This window comes from Agrobacterium sp. CG674 (assembly GCF_053521645.1).
The window spans coordinates 526,933-547,503 of the sequence record NZ_JBNWDZ010000004.1 but is presented as its reverse complement, the minus strand read 5'-3'; the positions used below and the strand labels follow the sequence as shown (position 1 = coordinate 547,503).

General features: G+C 56.1%; 18 protein-coding genes and 3 pseudogenes. 13 read left to right on the top strand and 8 right to left on the bottom strand.

What is annotated here, in order from left to right:
• On the top strand, positions 1 to 1,006 hold a 1,006-nt coding region (gene tnpC / locus ACQZ51_RS14900; RefSeq protein ID WP_448778315.1), incomplete at its 5' end, for an IS66 family transposase.
• 46 nt (positions 1,007 to 1,052) lie between these two features.
• Here tnpC and ACQZ51_RS14895 read toward each other — a convergent pair.
• A complete protein-coding gene (locus ACQZ51_RS14895) occupies positions 1,053 to 1,721 on the bottom strand; it encodes a CPBP family intramembrane glutamic endopeptidase (protein ID WP_448778313.1) in 669 nt (222 codons plus the stop codon).
• A gap of 40 nt (positions 1,722 to 1,761) precedes the next feature.
• The gene (locus ACQZ51_RS14890; protein WP_448778311.1) at positions 1,762 to 2,160 is read right to left on the bottom strand and encodes a hypothetical protein; all 399 of its coding nucleotides are present in this window, start codon (positions 2,158 to 2,160) and stop codon (positions 1,762 to 1,764) included.
• Between the two features lie 276 nt (positions 2,161 to 2,436).
• Here ACQZ51_RS14890 and ACQZ51_RS14885 point away from each other — a divergent pair, with 276 nt between their 5' ends.
• Entirely contained in the window at positions 2,437 to 3,117 is a 681-nt protein-coding gene (locus tag ACQZ51_RS14885) for a permease (RefSeq protein ID WP_448778358.1), read from the top strand.
• 174 nt (positions 3,118 to 3,291) lie between these two features.
• Here the strand turns inward: ACQZ51_RS14885 and ACQZ51_RS14880 are convergent.
• Positions 3,292 to 4,834, bottom strand: a pseudogene (locus ACQZ51_RS14880) (hypothetical protein); the annotation flags it as partial.
• A 49-nt stretch (positions 4,835 to 4,883) separates the two neighbouring features.
• Between ACQZ51_RS14880 and ACQZ51_RS14875 the strand changes: the two are divergent.
• A pseudogene (locus tag ACQZ51_RS14875) lies at positions 4,884 to 5,162 on the top strand (type II toxin-antitoxin system RelE/ParE family toxin); the annotation flags it as partial.
• Between the two features lie 91 nt (positions 5,163 to 5,253).
• Positions 5,254 to 5,397, top strand: a complete 144-nt coding sequence (locus ACQZ51_RS14870) for a DUF1127 domain-containing protein (protein WP_448778357.1) — start codon at positions 5,254 to 5,256, stop codon at positions 5,395 to 5,397.
• A 57-nt stretch (positions 5,398 to 5,454) separates the two neighbouring features.
• Here ACQZ51_RS14870 and ACQZ51_RS14865 read toward each other — a convergent pair whose 3' ends face one another.
• Together ACQZ51_RS14865 and ACQZ51_RS14860 are read right to left on the bottom strand one after the other, a co-directional pair.
• A complete protein-coding gene (locus ACQZ51_RS14865; RefSeq protein ID WP_448778309.1) occupies positions 5,455 to 7,563 on the bottom strand; it encodes a sensor histidine kinase in 2,109 nt (702 codons plus the stop codon).
• Positions 7,560 to 8,300: a response regulator transcription factor gene (locus ACQZ51_RS14860; protein WP_192065037.1), complete on the bottom strand. Its 741-nt coding sequence runs from the start codon at positions 8,298 to 8,300 to the stop codon at positions 7,560 to 7,562. Before ACQZ51_RS14860 ends, ACQZ51_RS14865 begins: the two co-directional genes overlap by 4 nt.
• Before the next feature lie 238 nt (positions 8,301 to 8,538).
• On the opposite strand from ACQZ51_RS14860, the gene ACQZ51_RS14855 reads away from it, so the two are divergent.
• The 5 genes from ACQZ51_RS14855 to ACQZ51_RS14835 all read left to right on the top strand — a co-directional run bounded on the left by ACQZ51_RS14855 (position 8,539) and on the right by ACQZ51_RS14835 (position 14,907).
• Entirely contained in the window at positions 8,539 to 9,531 is a 993-nt protein-coding gene (locus ACQZ51_RS14855; RefSeq protein ID WP_448778355.1) for an ABC transporter substrate-binding protein, read from the top strand.
• A gap of 116 nt (positions 9,532 to 9,647) precedes the next feature.
• A complete protein-coding gene (locus tag ACQZ51_RS14850) occupies positions 9,648 to 10,673 on the top strand; it encodes an ABC transporter substrate-binding protein (RefSeq protein ID WP_448778307.1) in 1,026 nt (341 codons plus the stop codon).
• A 94-nt stretch (positions 10,674 to 10,767) separates the two neighbouring features.
• Positions 10,768 to 12,999: an ABC transporter permease gene (locus ACQZ51_RS14845; protein WP_448778305.1), complete on the top strand. Its 2,232-nt coding sequence runs from the start codon at positions 10,768 to 10,770 to the stop codon at positions 12,997 to 12,999.
• Entirely contained in the window at positions 12,996 to 14,057 is a 1,062-nt protein-coding gene (locus ACQZ51_RS14840; protein ID WP_448778304.1) for an ABC transporter ATP-binding protein, read from the top strand. Before ACQZ51_RS14845 ends, ACQZ51_RS14840 begins: the two co-directional genes overlap by 4 nt.
• Positions 14,058 to 14,088: 31 nt before the next feature.
• Positions 14,089 to 14,907, top strand: a complete 819-nt coding sequence (locus ACQZ51_RS14835; RefSeq protein ID WP_448778302.1) for an inositol monophosphatase family protein — start codon at positions 14,089 to 14,091, stop codon at positions 14,905 to 14,907.
• Positions 14,908 to 15,171: 264 nt separating this feature from the next.
• Here ACQZ51_RS14835 and ACQZ51_RS14830 read toward each other — a convergent pair whose 3' ends face one another.
• Positions 15,172 to 15,894: an SDR family oxidoreductase gene (locus ACQZ51_RS14830; protein WP_448778300.1), complete on the bottom strand. Its 723-nt coding sequence runs from the start codon at positions 15,892 to 15,894 to the stop codon at positions 15,172 to 15,174.
• A gap of 62 nt (positions 15,895 to 15,956) precedes the next feature.
• Between ACQZ51_RS14830 and ACQZ51_RS14825 the strand changes: the two are divergent.
• From ACQZ51_RS14825 to ACQZ51_RS14810, 4 genes and pseudogenes are all read left to right on the top strand, one after another.
• Positions 15,957 to 16,214 (top strand): annotated as a pseudogene (locus tag ACQZ51_RS14825) (helix-turn-helix domain-containing protein); the annotation flags it as partial.
• A 72-nt stretch (positions 16,215 to 16,286) separates the two neighbouring features.
• Entirely contained in the window at positions 16,287 to 16,943 is a 657-nt protein-coding gene (locus ACQZ51_RS14820) for a LysR substrate-binding domain-containing protein (RefSeq protein WP_448778353.1), read from the top strand.
• Positions 16,940 to 18,100 carry an AAA family ATPase gene (locus ACQZ51_RS14815; protein ID WP_448778298.1) on the top strand — a complete coding sequence of 387 codons (1,161 nt, stop codon included), beginning with the start codon at positions 16,940 to 16,942 and terminating at the stop codon, positions 18,098 to 18,100. The genes ACQZ51_RS14820 and ACQZ51_RS14815 overlap by 4 nt, the downstream gene beginning before the upstream one ends.
• A 39-nt stretch (positions 18,101 to 18,139) precedes the next feature.
• Positions 18,140 to 18,382, top strand: a complete 243-nt coding sequence (locus tag ACQZ51_RS14810) for a hypothetical protein (protein ID WP_448778296.1) — start codon at positions 18,140 to 18,142, stop codon at positions 18,380 to 18,382.
• Between the two features lie 174 nt (positions 18,383 to 18,556).
• On the opposite strand, the gene ACQZ51_RS14805 is transcribed toward ACQZ51_RS14810, so the two are convergent.
• Entirely contained in the window at positions 18,557 to 19,759 is a 1,203-nt protein-coding gene (locus ACQZ51_RS14805; RefSeq protein ID WP_448778294.1) for a HAMP domain-containing sensor histidine kinase, read from the bottom strand.
• A 65-nt stretch (positions 19,760 to 19,824) separates the two neighbouring features.
• Positions 19,825 to 20,511, bottom strand: coding sequence for a response regulator (locus ACQZ51_RS14800; protein WP_448778293.1), 687 nt, complete (start codon positions 20,509 to 20,511; stop codon positions 19,825 to 19,827).
• Positions 20,512 to 20,571: the final 60 nt, after the last annotated feature.

Sequence of the window (20,571 nt, the reverse complement as noted above, 5' to 3'; positions counted from 1 at the left end):
CGCGCTTGTGCACAAATACGTCGATGGCACACCGCTGTACCGCGTTGCCCAGACCTTCGAGCGGGCCGGCGTACCGATCAGCCGTGGCGCACTTGCTCACTGGGTGATCGGTTCAAGCGAGAAGCATCTGCACCGCATCTATGAGGCCCTGAAGCTGCGGCTTCGGTCGCATCCTCTCATCCATGGTGACGAAACAACCGTTCAGGTCCTGAAGGAAAAGAACAAGGAAGCCACCAGCACGTCGTATATGTGGGCATACCGCAGCGGTGAGGACAGTGACGAGCCAATCGTCCTTCTCGACTACCAGCCCGGCCGGGGTCAGATCCACCCGCAGACCTTCCTCGGTGATTATCGCGGCATATTGGTAAGCGATGGCTACACAGCCTGGCGCACCATCAATGGCTCCACCCATGTCGGATGCATGGCTCATTCCAGGCGGCGTTTTGTCGAGGCCCTCAAGACCCGCAAGAATGGAGGCGGACCGCCGGAGCAAGCTCTCAGGTTCTTCGAGCAGCTCTACCGGATCGAAAAGCAGGCAAGAGACAAGGCCCCAGATCCTGGGGAGACGAAGGCCGACTGCATTCGCCGTTTCCGCCAACAGCACAGCTTGCCCGTCCTGAACGCCCTAAAGGCGTGGCTTGACACCATTGCGCCAAAGGTCTTGCCGGACACCAAGCTGGGTGACGCCGTGTCCTACACTCTAAACCAGTGGGAGTATCTGACGCGCTATATCAGTGACGGCAGAATGCCGATCGACAACAACATTCTTGAACGCGATATCAGAGTTTTTGCGACCGGAAGAAAATCGTGGCTGTTCAGCGACAGCGTCGAGGGTGCCAAGGCCAGCGCCGTGATCTACAGTCTCATGCTGACTTGCCGCGCTTGTGGCGTCGACCCGCTCGCCTGGCTGCGTCACGTGCTCCATGAGTTGCCACAGCGCGCTCCTGACGCCGGAATTGACGACCTCATGCCGTTCAACTTCGGCAGCAAAACACTGCGAGCATAACAAACAAATCCGAACCACTACTCGCGATATACCGGCGACGATCGTGTCAACGTGCGGAGAAAATCGCGTTTACGATGTAAGCGAGCGTGAGGATGATGCGAGCAGACCCGACCCCGATGAGGGACTGCGCCCAACGCCAGTCGTACGTCGGCAGGTGCGCTGCTCCAAAGAGTAGTCCCGAGACAACGAGGGCGATCAGGATCCCCAACTTCCGTGACAAGTGCAGATGCTTCACGCAAAGCCAGAGCACCGCAAGGAAGGGCAATATCCCGAAAAGCTCCTCACCGAGCAGTTGAATGCTAGTGGCAACAAATGCCTCACCGATCTGCACCGCCGACATAACTGCAATCTCGTCTGCGACCGGATTGGAGTGCAGCTCGAAAAACCGTTGCAAAACCCACCCGACCGCCATTGACCCCACAAGTGTGGCTAAGCAGAATAGCAGCATGAGTGCAAAAGATCGAAGATGAAGCGGACGGAAAAGACAGCTCCAGTGTTGTCCTGCCACGACCCTCAGAGCCAGAAGCGGAATGCCGACGAAAAGCAGCGTCGGCACCAGATTATAAGGGAAACTGCGCAGCGGAATAAGGGTGAGCGCCAGAAGTGCGACCAGAACCGAAGCAATAATAGTCAGCCAGCCCACCCCTTTGATCTCGACTGGCGTGCCATCGTAGAAGGGGAAATCCTCCTGGGATAAAGTCTCTGAAGCTTTCATGCTGTACCCCCCCATCATCGCCCCTCGACGTCTGGATCGCCTATTCGACGTAGAGTGTCAGGTCGTAGCTGGCAGACTCGCTTCTGCGGGCCGCATTGCGCATGAGATAAACATCGATCAGATATTTGCCGCTTGAAGGGATCGTGATGGTTGTCCCGTTCCCGTCTATCGAGCTGTTGTACATTGCCGCATCCGCACCCGGTGCGGTCACATTGAAATACAGGCTGGAATTTTTGGAATCGAGCTGGACGCTCATTTTCTGGCCAGCCGTGACCGACAGCGAGTATTGGACGGTCTGATAGCCCTTCACGGAAGACTTGATGGTGGAGCTGGACGATCCTAGGGCGAAATGGACAACTTCGCGTCTCGTATCATCCGCGAAAGATGGCACGGCAGTTAGCAGGGCTGCACTCAATATCAGGCTTTTCATGATCCTCATAAATGGGCTCCTCAGATCTTATGTTAGCAGCAAGTGATCTTCAACGCATGCATCCCGAAATCGTTGCGAGGGTTCATTGTCCCTCAAACTCCGGTCCTGTCCCAGGGGCATTCCCGCCGTTACTTTGATCGACAATAAAATCAGTCAAGAGTATGCCTGCGAACTTATAAACGCTAATAACTGGAAGCACTGCCACCGTGACGTAGGCGGCTCTCGCTGGTAAGAGATCGCACTTACACGTCCGCGACTGATGGGAGGAAACGGCCTTTGGACTTCATGAAACTGTTGAAGTCGCTCGAAGAACTACTCTACGAGCTGGTGTCATGGCTGGTGTTCTATCCTGTGACCATGTGGCGCTCCATCGCCAGGCCGCTGGAGATGATGCGCTACGCGGACACCGAATTGGCAGACAATCCGGAAGACCAGTATGAGGACACCCTCAGTCCACCGTTGTTCCTGTTGATCACTCTGCTTCTTTCGCAAGGGCTCTCGAGTGCGCTGCCGTCGATCTACGATTCTGCAGCCGCAGCCAAGGAACTGGGTTCTGCATCTAACCTTCTGATTGCGCGAGGAGTGATTTTCGGGATCTTTCCCTTATGTATGGCTGTAACGCTGCTGCGGTCTAAGCACATCAGGATCACACGCAACTCGCTTCGGCCACCATTCTTCAGCCAGTGCTATGTTGCCGCTCCCTTCGCATTCGTCCTCGTCCTCGGTTTCGATTTCGTCAGCATGCCCCGAGAGGAGGGTGCGCTCGCTGGTCTCATTACGATCATCGTCGCCATGATATGGTATGCTCAGGCTCAGATCCGGTGGTTTATTCACGATCTGGGAATGGGCCGGGCAAGAGCAGTTTTCGTCTTCTTCGGCGCATTTCTGTTTGCCACAATCGCAGCCTTCGTTATTGCACTGCTGATCACTCTTGATGCCAAAAGCATTGCTGCTGCGCCAGGCTGATGCGCCATGTCCGCCATACCGGAAGTTAGCGGAAAGAAACTCAACGTCGCCGGAGCCATCGGATCACCCCTGGTGTCCTACCTGCTTGACGGGAGTGATTTTCTTTCCGCATAGAGCGTCTGACGCCATCCGGTAAACGCAACCATATCAAGGAAGCTGTGCAGCATGATTAAGACGCCAAGCTTCATAGAACGTTGTCTGATTATAGGCCGCGTCAGCGCTCGATAGCTTGACTGTCTTGACGAAGAACGTACCCGGATCATCTGCATTGCCGAGCAGAACCTTTCGATGACGCTCGATGTAGGCATTGATGTAGTAATAGAGATCCAGCAGGTCAGGCATGATCAGCCTGAATGGCTTCGATCCAAAGAACGACGAGTTGGCGTTTTTAAATGCGACCGATGGGATCCGCACCTCCCAGCCATTCTCTCTGTCACTCCATCGAATTTCTCCGCGCCGCATTTCTTCTAGACGCCTTTCAGACGTTGGGAAGTGACCACGCGGGCAAAACAGCAGTTGTCGCAGGTTCTTTTGTCGCAAGCCTAGATGAAGTCCTAGCCTCAACATGAGAAACGAGCGCACGGATTCTGCAGCAGCTCTTGGGTAGCGGTCTTTATCAGGCATTCGGAGAAGGATCTCGTCCGTAATCTTGCGATATTCGGCCAGAGGGCTCGGTGCCTCTAGCACGCACATGATCGGCTCGAACGGGTCTCGGTGAACCCGCATCACTCGTTGGATTTCCCTGATGCGGTTCCGTGCGTGGGAATGAAACGCATCGCAGCATGCATGCCAATCACGCCTGGCGAAGGTAATCTCCTCTTTCGTAACCAGGCCGTCCACCGGTACTACGCGATCGATGAGTTCGGGATGTTGCCTGATCCAACCTGTCTCCTCACGGGTCAGCGACAGTGAGATGCTCAGCATGTCCGCTTCCCAGGCCGTGTAGAAGCCACGTCGTCGCTCGCGCCACTGTAAATACCAATCCCAAACGCCTGGAAAAACAAAGAGACCGAAGGTCAATGCGCTGAGTGGCACGCCTCGCCCAGCGACTTCGCCTTCAGGTGAAGCGGCGAGAGCGCCGAACATCAGGCCAAGATGTTCGAGCTTCTGAGATGCCGTCTCCTCGCCCCATACTTCATTGCGTTTGAAGCCGACTGCAGTCAGGGTCGCGGTCTTGAACGACATCAGATTGGCCATTTCAAGCCCCAAGTGCGCAGGGGCGTCGATTAGCCCGGAAAGCATATCTGGGTCTTCCAGCTCGTCTTTACATCCTTCGACCACTTTTGCGGGGCGATGCCATCGGTCGGTGAGAGCCGCCATAGGTTACGCGAGGGAAGCGGATCGCATAACGTTGCTTCGTCGCCAACGCCTGATAACGACGGTAGTCCGTCGCACCGGTCATGATCACGCGCCTTACCCATTCGAGGATTTCCGCACGTTTTTCTTCCGGCAAGGAGTTGAAATCATCCGGCAAATGCCACGACAGACGTCGACGCTCTGCGGGCGAGACATCGTCACCAACGTCATATCCGACCCCGGCGCGAGACTGATGCGGAAGCTTCTCCTTGAAATAACCGAGTGGCAATCGGTAACGGCTTTCTATTCGATTGAGAATGTCCAGGTTTGCCACGCTGCGTGGCACTTTCGTTCCCTTCAGCCAGCTCAGCAATGTCGTGGCTTCAAGAGCATCGCCGTCCCGGAATATGGCGCGATGCAAATGGTGCGCGCAATAATGCGGCGGGTATGACGTCTTGAAGCTAACTTAGTCTGCGTTTGCTTTATCAGATCGCGACGCCATTTTTACCTTTATCGAGATGGAGAACCCTGCAGCTGCCGTCCTGGTTGATGAACGGATCGTCGCTGCAGTGCGTCGCCTGATCGATTTTCCAGCAAGGGGCTGGGTTGGCCGAATTGCCGGGACACGCGAGCTCGTAATTGGCGGAACGCCTTACCTCGCAGCGTACGCAATAACAGAAGCTAGGGTTCGAGTACTGCGTGTCTTGCACGGGGCTCAAGAATGGCCTGAAGATATTCCAAATAGTTAGCCTAGTCCTAGTCTTCCGGACCAAGGTGTTTGCGGTTCGTACCCCTTCAAGGCGGTGGACGTTGAACCGCTACCAAGTTTTTAGCCAGAGCATGTTGACGGACAAGAGTGTCTCGAGGCGCAAGTACCGTCAGACCGTTTCCGAACTTGGCTGGATGAGCTCTCGGGAACTGCAGGACCTCGGCATCAACCGCGCCGGCATACAAAGCGTTCTTCGCCAGTCGGTCGGTCGCTGAAGCCTGTCATCCGCACGAGTTTCTCTTTGCTTGGCACTGTAACTGGAGGAGATGACATCACTTGGCATCGGTTTTCAGCGGGAAAGACAATTGCAAAGTCGTTCCTTCGCCTTGTCGCGAAAATATCTGCGCCTCGCCGCCGCTTTGTCGGACAAAACCGTATACCATCGCCAGACCTAGGCCCGCTCCGCCCTGATCGCTTCGTGTGGTGAAGTAGGGTTCGAAAGCTTTGTCCATCGCATCCGGCCTCATGCCCGTTCCGTTGTCATCCACTTGCACCAGCAACAGATTTTCCGTTCGTCTAGCGCGGATAACGATCAATCCTCCGTCGGGCATCGCGGCTGCCGAGTTGAGGCACAGGTTGAGGATCGATTGTTCAAACAATGCTGGGTCGAGAGGTATTTTAGGCAAGCCCTCCTCAAGATCGAGCCTGACCTGGCATTTCGTCCCGACAGCAATTTCCAAAATATCTGCCATTGCGCGCAACAGGATTGCAACATCCATCGCACTCGGATGAATGGGATGCTGGCTACCGACTGAAAGCATGCTGCTGGCAAGCGCACGCCCACGGTCTGCGGCCTTGCGAATGCGTGCCAAGTGTCGCTTCTGACGGTCATTGAAGCCAGCTTCTCGATCCAGCAGGCCCAGGCTGCCGGTGATGATGCCAATCATGTTGCCGACCTCATGACTGACCTGATGTGTCATGCGCATGATGCCATCGAGACGCTGGGCCTTGGACGCTTCTGCTTCCTGCCGGTCCATTGCCGTCACATCACGCGCCAGAAGCACGATTCCTCTATCAGGCTGGCGTGACAGCGAGATTTCGATGACCTGCTGATCGTCTGCACGGTGTCGAACAACGGCGCGCTCTTGCAATGTCCCGGAATGCGCGTTGCACGGCAAAAGATCAGGATCAATTTCTGGAATGGCCTGCGCGAATTTTCGCAGCGGCGATTTGCGCGATGCTGCTGACTTTCCGATAAGATCGATCACGCGTCGGTTCATCGTGATCGGTTCACCTGCCGCGTCAAACAGGGCGATGCCTTCGTTCATGTTGCGAAATGTGGAACGGATCGTGCGCGCGGCGGCCTCGGCGGTGCGGCGCAGGCGCGTAACGCGCTCTACGCTGTCGTTGAAAGCCTTGAAAGCATCGAGAAGCCGGATGAGCTCCGTCTCGTTACCGCTATAGGATGGAGGACCGACGTTCTTGTCACCCTTTGCTAGCGCGTTCATTCCCTTCGACAGCGAAACGATGCCGCGCGACACGCGCATGACAGAGTGGATCGAGAAAATAGCAACGACGAGCACCAGCAAAGAAGCCAGGGCAACGGTGATCAACAGCCGGTAAAGCGCGTTGGATGTCGAAAGCAGGTCGTCGTTCAGCCCCTGCGCCACGGCATCGCTCTGGGTTTCGGTGGCATGCGACAGATCGCGGGAAACATCGTGCAGCTTCGATACGGACGCGCGGATGGTGAGCATGCCGAGGAGGTACTTGGTTTGCGCTTCGAAGACACGCTCATAGGGTAGAAGCCGCTCGGCTGGAACTCTGACATCCGGCGCTGATCTGTTCTGACGTGCCTCGGTCTCGGCAACATAGCGGCGGCGAAGTTCACCCAGTTGAAAAAGGCTATCGGACGTCGCGGCCGCCTGCACGATGCCGTTCAACTGGCGTCTGAGTGCGGCGTCTTCGACACCGTCGCCCGTGGCGATCTCACTCAGCGCCGCTGCGGCCTTCGCTTTATGATCCTGCGCGGCATCAGCATTCCTTGCCAACTCTCTGGTCTGGGTGTGAATGAGGTTAAGCAGTTCCACGATCTGGCCACTGGCAAAACCTCGGATAACGGAGTCTTCACCGTCACGATCGATCATGCTCAGCAAACCATCGACCTGCGCAACGACAGCGCGGCTTTCGCTGGATACCCGGTAGGGTGATGCGGCGTTCATGAGAAACGGTGCGCTTGATACCAAATCTGAAACCTGTCTCGAAATGAGAGACGCTTTTGCCAGGCTGGAAAAGGCTTGCAGCCCATAGGCCGCCATCTCGTTGCGCGCGCGTTGCAAGCCGAAGATTGCCGTTGCAGACAGGCTGAACACCAGACAGCAGATAAATACGATTGCGAATGGCAGGCGGAAAGCAATCGATGAGAGAAACGAACGGCTGATCACGGTAAAAGCTCTGCCTCATCTGTGTGCAGCACATAACCTTTGCCGCGCCGTGTCTTGATGTGGCGGGGCAAGTCTGGATTGAGCTCTATCTTTCTGCGCAGGCGCAGAACCAGCACATCGACGTTGCGATCGATGTAGCGCTCGCTCTCAGTGCCAAGGCAATCTAGAATCTGAGCCCTACTGACTGGCTGGTTGGGGGTGCCCGCGAGTATCTCGAGCAGCGCAAACTCCGCCGTTGTCAGCGTGCGGCTGCGGTCCGTCAGGCATGTCGCCTGCCGCCCATCCAAATCGATAGCCCAATCGCCAAGCCGCAGTGACGACCGCGTGTGGTCCTTTTCGATCTCCTTGTCGTGCTTCAATGCGGGGATCGTCCGGCGCAGTACCGCCTTCATGCGCGCCGTCAGCTCAATCGGCTCGAAAGGTTTGACGACATAGTCATCGGCTGCGGTTTCCAGCCCCAGCACACGATCTGCAGCACTACCGGCGGCGGTGACCATGACGATACCGATGTCGGATTGAAGCCGCAGTCGCTGGGCGAATGTTCGCCCTGAAGTGCCGGGCAGATTATGATCGACCAGAACCAGATGAACCTGTTCCCGCGCCAATATCGCCGTCGCTTCTTCCGCCGACCCCGCACAAATCGGTATCCAATCCTCGGCCTCCACGAGATCGGATATCAGCTCCGCCATATCAGGATCGTCCTCGACGATCAGAATTCGCACCTTCTGATTCAGCAATGTGTAGTCCTCCCAATGACACCATACGAGTTTGGTCATCGATGTTCAAAGACTAGCTGATGATGCACTTCGACATAAATGTAATGAATGTAATATTCTTCGGCACTGCGGTGCAAAATTGGTAATCATTCTTCGATTGCACCGACCCGCAAATCTGACATGCTCACTGCGGAGATTGGAACGGGGAGGTTCCAAGAGGGAGGCTCTGTTGAAAGCACGACTGGCTACAGTGACGGGACTGACGGCATGGCTTTGCGCCGTGGATCCCGGCTTGGCCAACACCAGTCTCAACGTGCTGTGTGGCACCGATGAGGCGTGGTGTGCTCAAATGAAGCAATCCTTCGAAGCCCAGTCGGGCATGTCCATTTCCATAACACGGAAGAGTACCGGCGAAATACTCGACCAGATCAGGTCAGAAAAATCTGCACCGACAATCGATGTCTGGTGGGGCGGCACCGGCGACACCCATCTTCAGGCAGCATCCGAAGACCTGCTTGAGATCTACGTGCCGAAACATCAGGCCGACATTTTGCCGTGGGCGCAAAACTTCTTCAAAATGTCCGGGCAGCACTCCTCTGGCATTTATGCAGGCGCCCTTGGTTTTGCTTATAACGTGCAAGTTCTGGCACAAAAGGGTCTTCCGGCCCCGACCTGCTGGAAAGATCTGGCGAACGACGCTTACAGGGGACTCATTCAGGCTGGCAACCCGAATTCATCCGGCACTGCTTTTACCATGCTCGCGACACTGATTCAGCTTTTCGGGGAAGACGAGGCCTTTCGGGATATCGGCGCGCTGAACCGCAACGTTGTTGGATATACAAAATCCGGCTCGGCACCGGTCAAGGCCGCGGCAAGAGGCGAGACCCTGATCGGCATATCGTTCATGCATGATGCTGTGACCCAGAAGGAAGAGGGCTTTCCGCTTGTGATCGTCGCACCGTGCGAGGGCACGGGCTACGAGATCGGCGCGGTCAGCATTGTCAAAGGCACCGCGAACATCGAGGCCGCGCAACGCTTTGTCGAATTTGCCTTGAGTCCGGAGGGACAAGCGACAGGCGCAGCGGCAGGCCAGAACCAGGTGCCTTCGAATGCCAGGGCAGCACTTCCTCCGGCAGCCCCGGATATCTCGCTTATCAAGATGGTGGACTACGACTTCGCGACCTTCGGCCAACCCGGCGAACGAAGTCGGCTCCTCAGGCGGTTCGATGCGGAAATAACAGCGACGCAGTAACCGCACCCCGACTTTTCAGACAGTTACCCAAGATCAGGCGACATGGACGTCCATGCCGTGAAGGCAAAATTGCGCCTTTCCATCATACTTTATCGCAAGCAACAGGAGGATAACGCATGCGACTTTCAGCACTTTCCATTCTACTTTTTTCCGGGGTATCCCTCGGGGCGGTTTCGGCACAGGCCGCCGGTGAACTCAACGTCATTTGTTCTGCAGATGTGGTGATTTGCGAACAGATGAAGGGCGACTTCGAAAAGTCCCACGACATCAAGGTCAATATGGTGCGCCTGTCATCCGGCGAAACCTACGCGAAAATTCGGGCCGAAGCCCGCAATCCAAAAACCGATCTATGGTGGGCAGGCACTGGTGACCCCCATGTGCAGGCGGCATCCGAAAACCTGACGATGGAATACAAATCACCCATGCTGGACCAGTTACAGGACTGGGCCCAGAAGCAGGCCGAAAGCACAGGCTACCGCACGGTTGGTGTCTACGCGGGCGCTCTGGGCTGGGGCTACAATACGACGATCTTCAAGGACAAGGGTTACAAGGAGCCATTGTGCTGGGCCGATCTGCTTGCCCCGGAATTAAAGGGTGAAATTCAGATTGCCAACCCCAACTCCTCCGGTACGGCATATACCGCACTGGCCTCCCTCGCACAGATCATGGGTGAAGATCAAGCGATCGACTATCTCAAGAAACTGAACGCTAATATTTCTCAATACACCAAATCGGGCTCGGCACCGGTGAAGGCTGCCGCACGCGGTGAGACGGCGCTGGGCATTGTCTTCATGCATGACGCCGTTGCCCAGACTGCCGAAGGCTTCCCAGTCAAGTCCATCGCCCCATGCGAAGGCACCGGCTACGAAATCGGCTCCATGTCTATCATCAAGGGTGCGCGCAATCTGGACAATGCCAAGGTCTGGTATGACTGGGCGTTGACGCCGGAAGTGCAGTCGCGAATGAAGGATGCCAAGTCCTTCCAGCTTCCATCGAACAAAAAGGCTGAAGTACCGAAGGAAGCGCCGAAGTTCGAGGACATCAAGCTCATCGACTACGACTTCAAGACCTATGGCGATCCGGTCAAGCGCAAGGCTCTGCTGGAACGCTGGGACCGTGAGGTTGGCGCCGTCGCCAACTGATCCCACGCTTCTGGCCGGGTAGACAATACCCGGCCAACTTCTCCGGTGCCGCTGATGCACTCCCATTTCAATCGCAAAAAGAGCGAGGTAAGCCATGAGACGTGGCAATCGCAGGCTGGACATTGTTCTGGCACTTGGGGCAGCGGCCCTCATTCTTCTTCCCTGGTACAGAATTGAACGGGGCTTTTTCGGCTTCGGCTGGATCTCAGACTTCTTGTCGTCCGACACCTCTGCACCGGCACTTTTACAGATCGCCGCCCATGGCAAACTCTGGCTGATCGGCGTCCTCGTGATGTTTCTGACGGTGTGTCTGGTCAGACCGATCAACGACCCGATGAAGCGCGGGCGGCTCATGTCCCTCACAGGCATCGTGGGGCTGCTGTTTCTCTCGCTTCAGGGACTTGCCATCGGCTTTACGGGCTGGACTTGGACCATTAGCGAGACACTGTTCGGGCAGCTCGCAAACGGTCAACCCTCCATGGGCGCGGGTGCGGTGGTCATGGCCATCGTTTTCGTCCTGCTCTTCGCGTTCGGCTTGGCAGAACGGGGCGTCATGAAGGGCGATGCATTCATCGTCGCCTCGATATCGCTGCTGATATTTCTGGTCGCGATCTTCGTCTTTTACCCCATTGGCAGCATGTTTACGGCGTCGGTGCAGGACTTCGACGGCTCCTTCAATCCTGATGGCTTCATTCGCAACCTGCAGGACCCGGGCATCTGGAGCCTCGGCTGTGTTTTCGGCGAAGAGCGTTGCGGCGTAGCGTGGCGCACCCTTGCGCTTGCGCTGATGACGGCCTCTGCATCCACCCTGCTCGGCCTCGGTTTCGCGCTGGTCGCGACACGTACACGCTTTCCTTTCAAAAAAGGCCTGCGCTTGCTGACTGTCCTGCCGATCATTACGCCGCCTTTCGTCATCGGCCTTGCACTTACTCTGCTGTTCGGCAGAGCGGGCGTCGTTACCGAAGGCCTTTCGAACCTGTTTGGCATTGAGCCGGGACGCTGGCTTTATGGCCTGACCGGCATCTGGATTGCGCAAGTCCTGTCGTTCACGCCCATTTCCTTCCTCGTTCTTATCGGCGTCGTGGAAGGTGTCAGCCCCTCGATGGAAGAGGCATCGCAAACCTTGCGCGCAGACCGCTGGCGCACCTTCTGGCGCGTCTCGCTGCCCCTGATGAAACCCGGTCTCGCCAACGCGTTCCTGATCGGCTTCATCGAAAGCATGGCTGATTTTGGCAACCCGCTTGTGCTGGGTGGGAGCCACGGTGTGCTCTCGACAGAAATCTTCTTTGCCGTCGTCGGCTCGCAGAACGATCCATCCCGTGCGGCGGTGCTTGCCATGGTTCTGCTCTGCTTCACGCTTTCCGCCTTTCTGGCGCAGCGTTTCTGGTTGTCGGGCAAGAATTTTGCGACGGTAACCGGCAAGGGCGATAGCGGAGCACATATTGCTCTTCCTCGCGGACTGTCCATCGGTGTGCATGCCGTCGTCGTGCCGTGGATGCTGTTCACGATAGTCGTCTACGGCATGATCCTGATCGGCGGCTTCGTCAAAACCTGGGGTCTCGATAATTCGCTGACACTGGACCATTATATCAGAGCTTTCTCCGTCGGCTTCAACAATGGCAGCATTGCTTGGACGGGCGTCGCCTGGAATTCGTTCTGGACGACCATGAAAATCGCTCTGATTTCCGCCCCCCTGACCGCTGCTGTCGGGCTTTTGACTGCCTATATCATCGTCCGGCAGAAGTTTACCGGGAAGAACGTCTTCGAATTCGCGCTGATGATGAGCTTTGCCATTCCCGGAACGGTCATTGGTGTCAGCTACATTATGGCGTTTAACCTTCCGCCCATCGAAATGACGGGGTCCGCTCTCATCCTGATCGCCTGCTTCGTTTTCCGCAACATGCCCGTCGGCGTGCGCGGTGGCATCGCGGCCATGAGCCAATTGGACAAGAGTCTCGACGAGGCATCGCTAACATTGCGGGCGGACAGTTTCCGTACCATTCGCAAGGTCATCCTGCCGCTTCTGCGTCCAGCAATCACCGCTGCCCTCGTCTATTCATTCGTTAGGGCCATCACGTCGATCAGCGCCGTCATTTTCCTCGTCAGTGCAGAATACAACATGGCCACCTCCTACATCGTCGGCCTCGTTGAAAACGGAGAATATGGTGTGGCGATTGCTTACTCATCCATGCTCATCGTCGTGATGATCACCGTTATCACGGGCTTTCAGCTCATTGTCGGTGAACGACGCCTCAGACGCGAGAACCGCGTCGCCGGTGTCACGACCGCTCCCACCGTTCCTCTCGCTCAGGAGAAAGCCGCATGATCAAGGTAAAACCCGGCTCCGTCACCTTTCAAAATGTTCGCAAGACTTTCGGTGCATTTACAGCCATCCCCGACCTCTCTCTGACCATCGAGCCGGGAACACTGGTAACATTGCTAGGGCCGTCAGGCTGCGGCAAAACCACAACGCTTCGAATGCTGGCAGGGCTAGAGCATCCAACTTCCGGCCGCATTCTGATCGGCGATACGGATGTGACGATGCTGCCAGCAAACGAGCGTGACGTCTCGATGGTATTTCAATCCTATGCACTTTTCCCGCATATGACGGCCCTCGACAATGTTGCCTACGGTTTGCAATCCTCCGGTCTTCGTAAAAACGACGCACGGGAAAAGGCGGAGGAAGGCCTGAAACTCGTCGGTCTCGCTGGTATGGGCCAACGTCTTCCAGCAGAACTTTCCGGTGGGCAGCAGCAGCGTGTGGCGGTCGCCCGCGCGCTGGTTCTCGAACCGCAGGTTCTGTTGTTGGACGAACCCCTGTCCAACCTCGATGCGCGCCTGCGGCGCCGCGTGCGCACCGAAATCAGGGAGTTGCAGCAGCGTCTCGGCTTTACAGCCGTCTATGTAACCCATGATCAGGACGAAGCTCTGGCTGTCTCAGACCGCATCATCGTTATGAAGGATGGCGAGATTGCCCAATCAGGTGCGCCGCGTGAGCTTTACGAGGCCCCTGCATCCCCCTTCATAGCTGACTTCATGGGCGAAGCGAATGTCATTCCCTGCGAAGTAATCCGCGTCGAAGGCGAACAGGCGGTCATCCGCTTGGCAGGCGTCGATTATTCCGTGAAAGGCCATGGCGCGAAGCCGGGGTCAGCTAAGCTCGCCGTCAGACCTGGTTCTATCATCATCGGTGCGCCGGGCGGCGATGGGCTGCCAGGGCGCGTGCTCCATAGTGCCTATCTTGGCGGCCACATCGAATATGAAGTCGAGACGGATGTCGGCACGTTCTTCATCACAGACCACGCCATGGAGACGAGCATGCCGACGAGAAGCGATGTCACTCTTGGGTTTAAAAAACGTGGCATCGCACTGATAAACGGCTGAAACGTCAGACTTACAATCAAAGGACATAACAATGACGACACATGAAAGCGCTATTGAACTGCGCTTTTCCCTCGCAAAGACAATGGCGGAAAAAGCTGGCGCACTGGCGCTGGATTATTTCAACAGGCGTGAGACACTGGTGATCGAAACCAAGCGCGATCTTCACGATGTGGTTTCCATCGCAGACCGCAACGTCGAAACTCTTCTGCGCGAACATGTTGCCGAAGCGCTGCCGGAAGACGGATTTCTGGGTGAGGAATTCGGTTGCACCGAGGGTAAATCCGGCTTCACTTGGGTCGTGGATCCGATTGACGGTACTGCCCCCTTCGTCAATGGCATGCCGACATGGTGCGTTTCCATCGCTGTGATTTATGACCGCATTCCGGTTGTCGGCGTCATCAAAGTACCCTGTGAGGACGAACTCTATGCATCGGCCGAGGGTTTCGGCGCAACACTCAACGGCAAGCTGCTCCAACTCGATCCCGCGCGCACGATCCAGAATGCGCTAACGGGCATCGGCAGCAACAATTACGTCACACCAGAGCGGGTCGGCGGCATCATCGCTTCCCTGCTGTCCATCGGCGGAAATTTCATCCGAAACGGCTCCGGCGCACTGATGCTGGCCTACGTCGCGGCTGGGCGTCTGGTCGGTTATTACGAACCGCACATGCACGCTTGGGATTGTATGGCGGGGTTCTGCCTCGTCAAACAAGCAGGTGGACGATACATGCCGTTTCCTTACGACAGTGAAAATCTGACGCTCGGCAACCCTGTCCTCGCCAGCAACCCAACCGCCTATGACGAGCTCTTCGACATTCATGCTACAACGGCAGGAAGCGATCAGTCGTAGTTCAGACTATTCTGCTTTGAAAAGACGCCACGGGCTGAGACTTTGTTCGGTCCGTGGATTTGTTTTCTTTGTCGACCAGCTTGAGGCTGGAATTTACGGGCGATCTTGCGCTTAAAATGATCAACTAGTTATGGATGTCTGCTCGCGATCTCAGAATTGGTCACCGCAACCATGGCGCACAGGCTCATTACAAAACTTGCCACTCTCTGCTTCAATGTTTGGGGCTAACCCGCGCACAGTTGGTGCGAGTGAGCGACCGCACCATTACCATGGCGCTTGGCTTCTTTCGAAGAAGAACCCGCCCGTTGGCCCGGAGGCATCTTGGCACGCCAGCCAGACAATTGTATCTGCAGCCTGCTCGACTGTCCGATATCCGGTGTGGTTGTTGAAATCCGTCTTCGTGTAGCCAGGGTCGGCGGCATTGACCTTGATCCCGTCCTTCGCAAGGTCCTTGGCCAAAGACAGGGTGATCGCATTCAGCGCCGTCTTGGAGCTGTTATACGCCAGAATGTTCACGGCGTGGTAGGGGTGTGTGGGATCAGAAAGCCATGTCAGCGATCCAAGACCGCTGCTGACCATGATGACATTGGCTTGGCCAGACACACGAAGCACAGGCAAAAACGCCTGCGTCGTTCGGATCGGGCCGAAAACGTTGGTCTGGTACACAGTTTCGATTTCACTGATTTCCTGTGCCCCCGGAGCGGTATAACTGCCCGGAATACCAGCATTGTTGATTAACACATCGAGCTTCCCATCGGTAGCGGACACGGTTGCCGCTGCGTTCTTGACGCTATCGTCATCCGCTACATCGATAGCAATCACTCGCACGTTTAGACCCTCTGAGGAAAGCTTTTGGGCCGCACTTGCACCCCGCGCTGCGTCTCGGCTCCCGAGCCATACGCGATAACCGAGCCGGCCAAGCTGCCGGGCTGTCTCGTAGCCGATGCTCTTGTTAGCGCCCGTAATCAATACAGACTTAGCCGTCATGTTATTTCTCCTGGTTTGAATGTGGTTGAAGGTTTTGACTTTCAACAATCGGCCTGAAGCCGATGCAGTCAAATCTAGCATTGATCGATTGTTTGATAAGATACCCGAAACCGGCTAGTCTGATCGCCATGGCGAACAGCGATCAACTTCCTATGGACGATCTGTCCATCTTTCTTTCGGTGTGCGAGACCGGTGGTTTTCGTAAAACCGCTAAGCGCCTTGGGTTATCGCCATCAACGGTCAGCGAGAAGGTTGCTTTGCTGGAGACCCGTTTGGGGGCTCCTCTCCTCATAAGAACCACGCGGAGCGTAAGCCTGACGGAGGTAGGGCGAACGCTTGCGGAACGTCTGTCGCCGCTTATGCGCGAAACGCGAGCGGCACTGCAGGATGCCATGAGCTCTCAGGACGAGGTGAGGGGTCAACTCAAGCTGAATGTCACCGGGGCCGTCATGGTCGATATACTGCCTCCGCTCATTGATCGTTTCCTGATCCGTTTTCCAGGTGTACGGATTGAGATCGTCGTTGAAGACAGACTTGTCGACATCACGGCTGCGGGATGTGACGCTGGTATCCGCTACGGTGAGCATCTGGCGCAGGATATGATCGCTGTTCCCATCGGCCCCAAGTTTCAGCGTCTGGCTCTCGCAGCATCACCTGGTTACCTTGATGCGCGGGGCGCGCCTTCGCATCCAAGCGATCTGCTCGCTCACGACTGCATCCGGCTACGGTTCTCGAGCGGCGCGCTCACAGCCTGGGAGTTGGAGTGCGGGGATCAGTCCCTGACAGTCGATCCTCCAAGTCGTGTCATCATCGGTGTCGATGCAGCACCTGCTGCAATTGAGCTAGCGCGCGGTGGACATGGCATCATCTGTACTTTTGAAAATTGGCTTGATCCAGCCTTGAAGACCGGCGACCTCAAGCCAGTCTTGCCACAATGGTGGAGCACGTTCGATGGCCCCCGGCTATACTTCTCGAGCAGGCTCATGTCGGCATCCCTCAGAGCGTTCGTTGATCTGGTGAGAGAAGAGAGAAACAAGGATAGCGCATGATCCTGACGATCGCCATTTCGGGTTATCGGTCCCTTCGTAACCTCGTCCTGCCGCTTGAAAACCTTACCGTCGTCACCGGTGGGAACGGGGCAGGAAAATCGAGTTTCTATCGCGCGCTAAGACTTCTGGCAGATGTCGCGCAGGGACGGGCTATCGCATCATTGGCGGTAGAGGGTGGCCTGCAATCAACGATATGGGCTGGACCGGAGGCTTTTTCGCGCAGCATGAAAGACGGCACAGTGCCGGTGCAGGGGACGGTGCGGAAACATCCGGTCGCACTCAAGCTTGGGTTCGCATCGGATGACTACGGCTACGCGATCGATCTGGGATTGCCTGTGGCTCCACCCCAGCCGAGCTATTTTGCGCTTGATCCCGTCATCAAGGCAGAAGCGGTGTGGGCAGGTGAAGCGTTGAGCCGCCGAAATGTGTTCGCAGAACGTGCAGGGCCAGTTGTGACCGCTCTTTCCGAAAGCGGTCAACGTCAGGTGTTGCTGCACGATCTCGCATCATTCGAAAGCATGATGACGCAGTCCGCTGACCCCAAGAATTTACCTGAACTTCTGTATTTGCGTGCCCAAATGAGTGGGTGGCGTTTTTACGATCACTTTCGAACTGATCCCTCTTCGCCTGTGAGACAGATGCAGATTGGTACCCGAACATTGGCCCTGTCATCCGACGGCGCCGATCTGGCAGCAGCCATCGCGACGATCCGGGAGATTGGCGATGCGGCTGGCTTCGATGCCGCTATCGAAGATGCTTTTCCCGGCAGCATAATCGAGATCAAGACGGAGCGAGGGCGCTTCGAACTGCTGATGCGCCAGAAGGGTTTGCTGCGGCCGCTTTCGACGGCAGAACTCTCCGATGGCACTTTGCGTTATCTGCTCTTGGTGGCAGCTCTCACCACGCCGCGCCCTCCATCCCTGATGGTGCTCAACGAGCCTGAAACCAGTCTGCATCCCAGCCTCCTTGCGCCCCTGTCTCGTTTGATCATCCGGGCGTGTGACCGGTCTCAACTGCTCGTCGTGTCCCATGCGGAGGAGTTGGTTTCGCAACTTGACGCTGAGGGAAAGGCTTTGATGGTGCGGCTCTCCAAGGTACTCGGCGAAACGGTGGCTGAAGGGATCGATTCACCTGCATGGAGTTGGCCTGCACGATAAGCATTTCCCAACGCAGATTTGGTAACGTTTTGCGCAAACATGGTTGACTTGACCTCGTACCTTTTTGCAAGAGCGAAAGGCAACTCATCAAGAGCGGCTGGGGTGGAACCAGAACCTGCAAGTATTTTTAAAAATACCAACTTTGACGGCTCGGCAGAAGGTTTCGCTGGCGCTCAACCACATTTGATCGAAGTGTTGATTGCTACAAACGAATTGGCACTGTCGCGAGGGGAGCAAAATACGACTTGTAAAAAGTTTCCCGGTCAATGGTTAACAAGGTAAAACTGCTTATCGACAATGATCACCATCCATAAAGAGCCAGAGCTTAAGCGCTGTAAACCTCGTGAATCGTTGGGTAAATTGTAGGCTTGTAGTGATGTTTATCGGGAACGGGCACTATACCAGGAGCTTCCATTCAACACCCAATATGGACGGCTAACTCACTGCCCTGGCCTCTCAAGAACTCGCTGGGATCGTGAGTTCCACGCGTAGACCTCCTGACGGCGTATTGGTGGCAATGGCGCCGCCGCCATGCCATTCGGCCGCGCGACGTGCGATGGCAAGGCCGAGGCCAAAGCCTGAGCGGGTGGTGACGGTAGAGCTTTGTGAGAACGGTTGGAAAATAGCGTCCAGCTCCGCCTCCGGTACGCCGGGCCCCTCATCCTGGATTGACAGCGAAAGTTGCTGACCGTGTACTTTCGAGGTGACGAGAACAGATGTTTTGTCTCGGGTGTAGGCAATTGCATTGCGGATCACGTTTTCTAGAGCCCGGTAAATCAATTCACCATTGACCGAAGCCACGAATGTATCGACGCCTTCATACTGAACTTTGATATCGCGGGATTGGCCTTCGAAACTCGCATCCTCGACAATCTCTCTAACAAGATCGACAACATCAATGGTTTGCCGGTCAAAGCGCGTAGCCTGTCGTTCCGAAAGCCTGGCCAAAGTTAGAATTCCCCCGACCAATTCGTCCAGGCGCTCGACCTCTTTTCCCATCCGCTCGATCATTGCCGTCAACCGCGCTGGGTTTTGTTGTAGAACGCCTATGGCCGCCTGCAATCTTGACAGGGGGGAGCGTATCTCGTGAGAGACGTCGTGAAACAACTGTTGCTGTGCAATCTGGAGTTCCTGAAGGCGTGCTGCCGTAATGTCGAGGTCGTGCGCCAGAGAGGCGACTTCGTCGCGCTTGCTGCCGATTGTATGGGCAATTCGAACATCAAGTTGGCCATTTGCTATGGCCCGCAGCCCATATCGAAGTTGCTCCACAGGGGTGATAAAGTATCGGGCGAGCCAGTAAGCAGCCGCCGCGGCTGCCATAAGTGCGGCCAACCATGGCACTGTCCGCGGCCAGGTTTTCGAAATCACACCCTGAGGCGATCCAGCAATCTCGATTGCGTAGCAATTGCCGTCTCTCACCGCGTTTACAATTAAGTCATGTTCCGCCTTCACCGCACAATCGATTGCTGGACCGACCTTATCGATGCTGATGGATACCGCGCGACCGGTACGCTCAATGGCCGCCACCAGCTTCATGGCAGCGTCCAATCCATCCGACTGCAAGAGCTGGGCCGTTGTTTCCAGCGCGAGCCTATGTTCACGGTTGGCGACTTCTTCTTCGAAAGGGGATTGGAACAGAGTGCTGATTGCAAACAGCAATGCTATCGACCCTGCCATGGCCAGCCAAACGACGGTGAAAAATTTCCAGAATAGTCGATGCATCACTAGCCCTCTAACAGCTGATAGCCGCGTCCTCTTACGGCCTGAATCCAGGGCTGCCCGTCTTCGCGCGTTCCGAGCTTTTGGCGGATACTGCTGATATGGACGTCGATGCGACGGTCGAATGCTGTCAGAGGTTTGCCGAACGCGCGAAGGGAGATATCCTGTTTGGATACGAGCTGTCCGGAAGACCGAACAAGAACCTCGAGCAGGCTAAACTCGGTGCCGGTCAGTTCGAGCTGGGAACCGCGCCACTCCGCTCTGCGGTTCGACGGATAAAGCATTAGTGCGCCGGTCTTTAGTATTTCCAGTGATCCATCCCGCTCGGTCCGACCGGAGCGACGCAGAATGGCGCGGATTCGAGCGGCCAACTCTCCTGGCGAACAGGGCTTGGCAACATAATCGTCCGCGCCCAGATTGAGCCCGGATATTCGATCGATGTCATCTCCGCGTGCTGTGAGCATCAAAACCGGAACATCGCTAACCTGCCGGATTTTCCGCAGCACATCGAGGCCGTTTATCCTTGGCATCATGATGTCAAGAACAATGAGATCGATCAACGAGGTTATAGCTGCGGCGATACCGGTTCTGCCATCGTTCGTGGTGTCAACGGAGAAGCCTTCTTCGGTCAGATATTCGCAGAGCAGATTTGTCAGCTCGATGTCATCATCGATTAAAAGCACCTTGGGCATATTTTGCATCCGTCGCGTCGATGCTTCCACGTTTAAGGCCTAACGACCGCAAAGACAGCA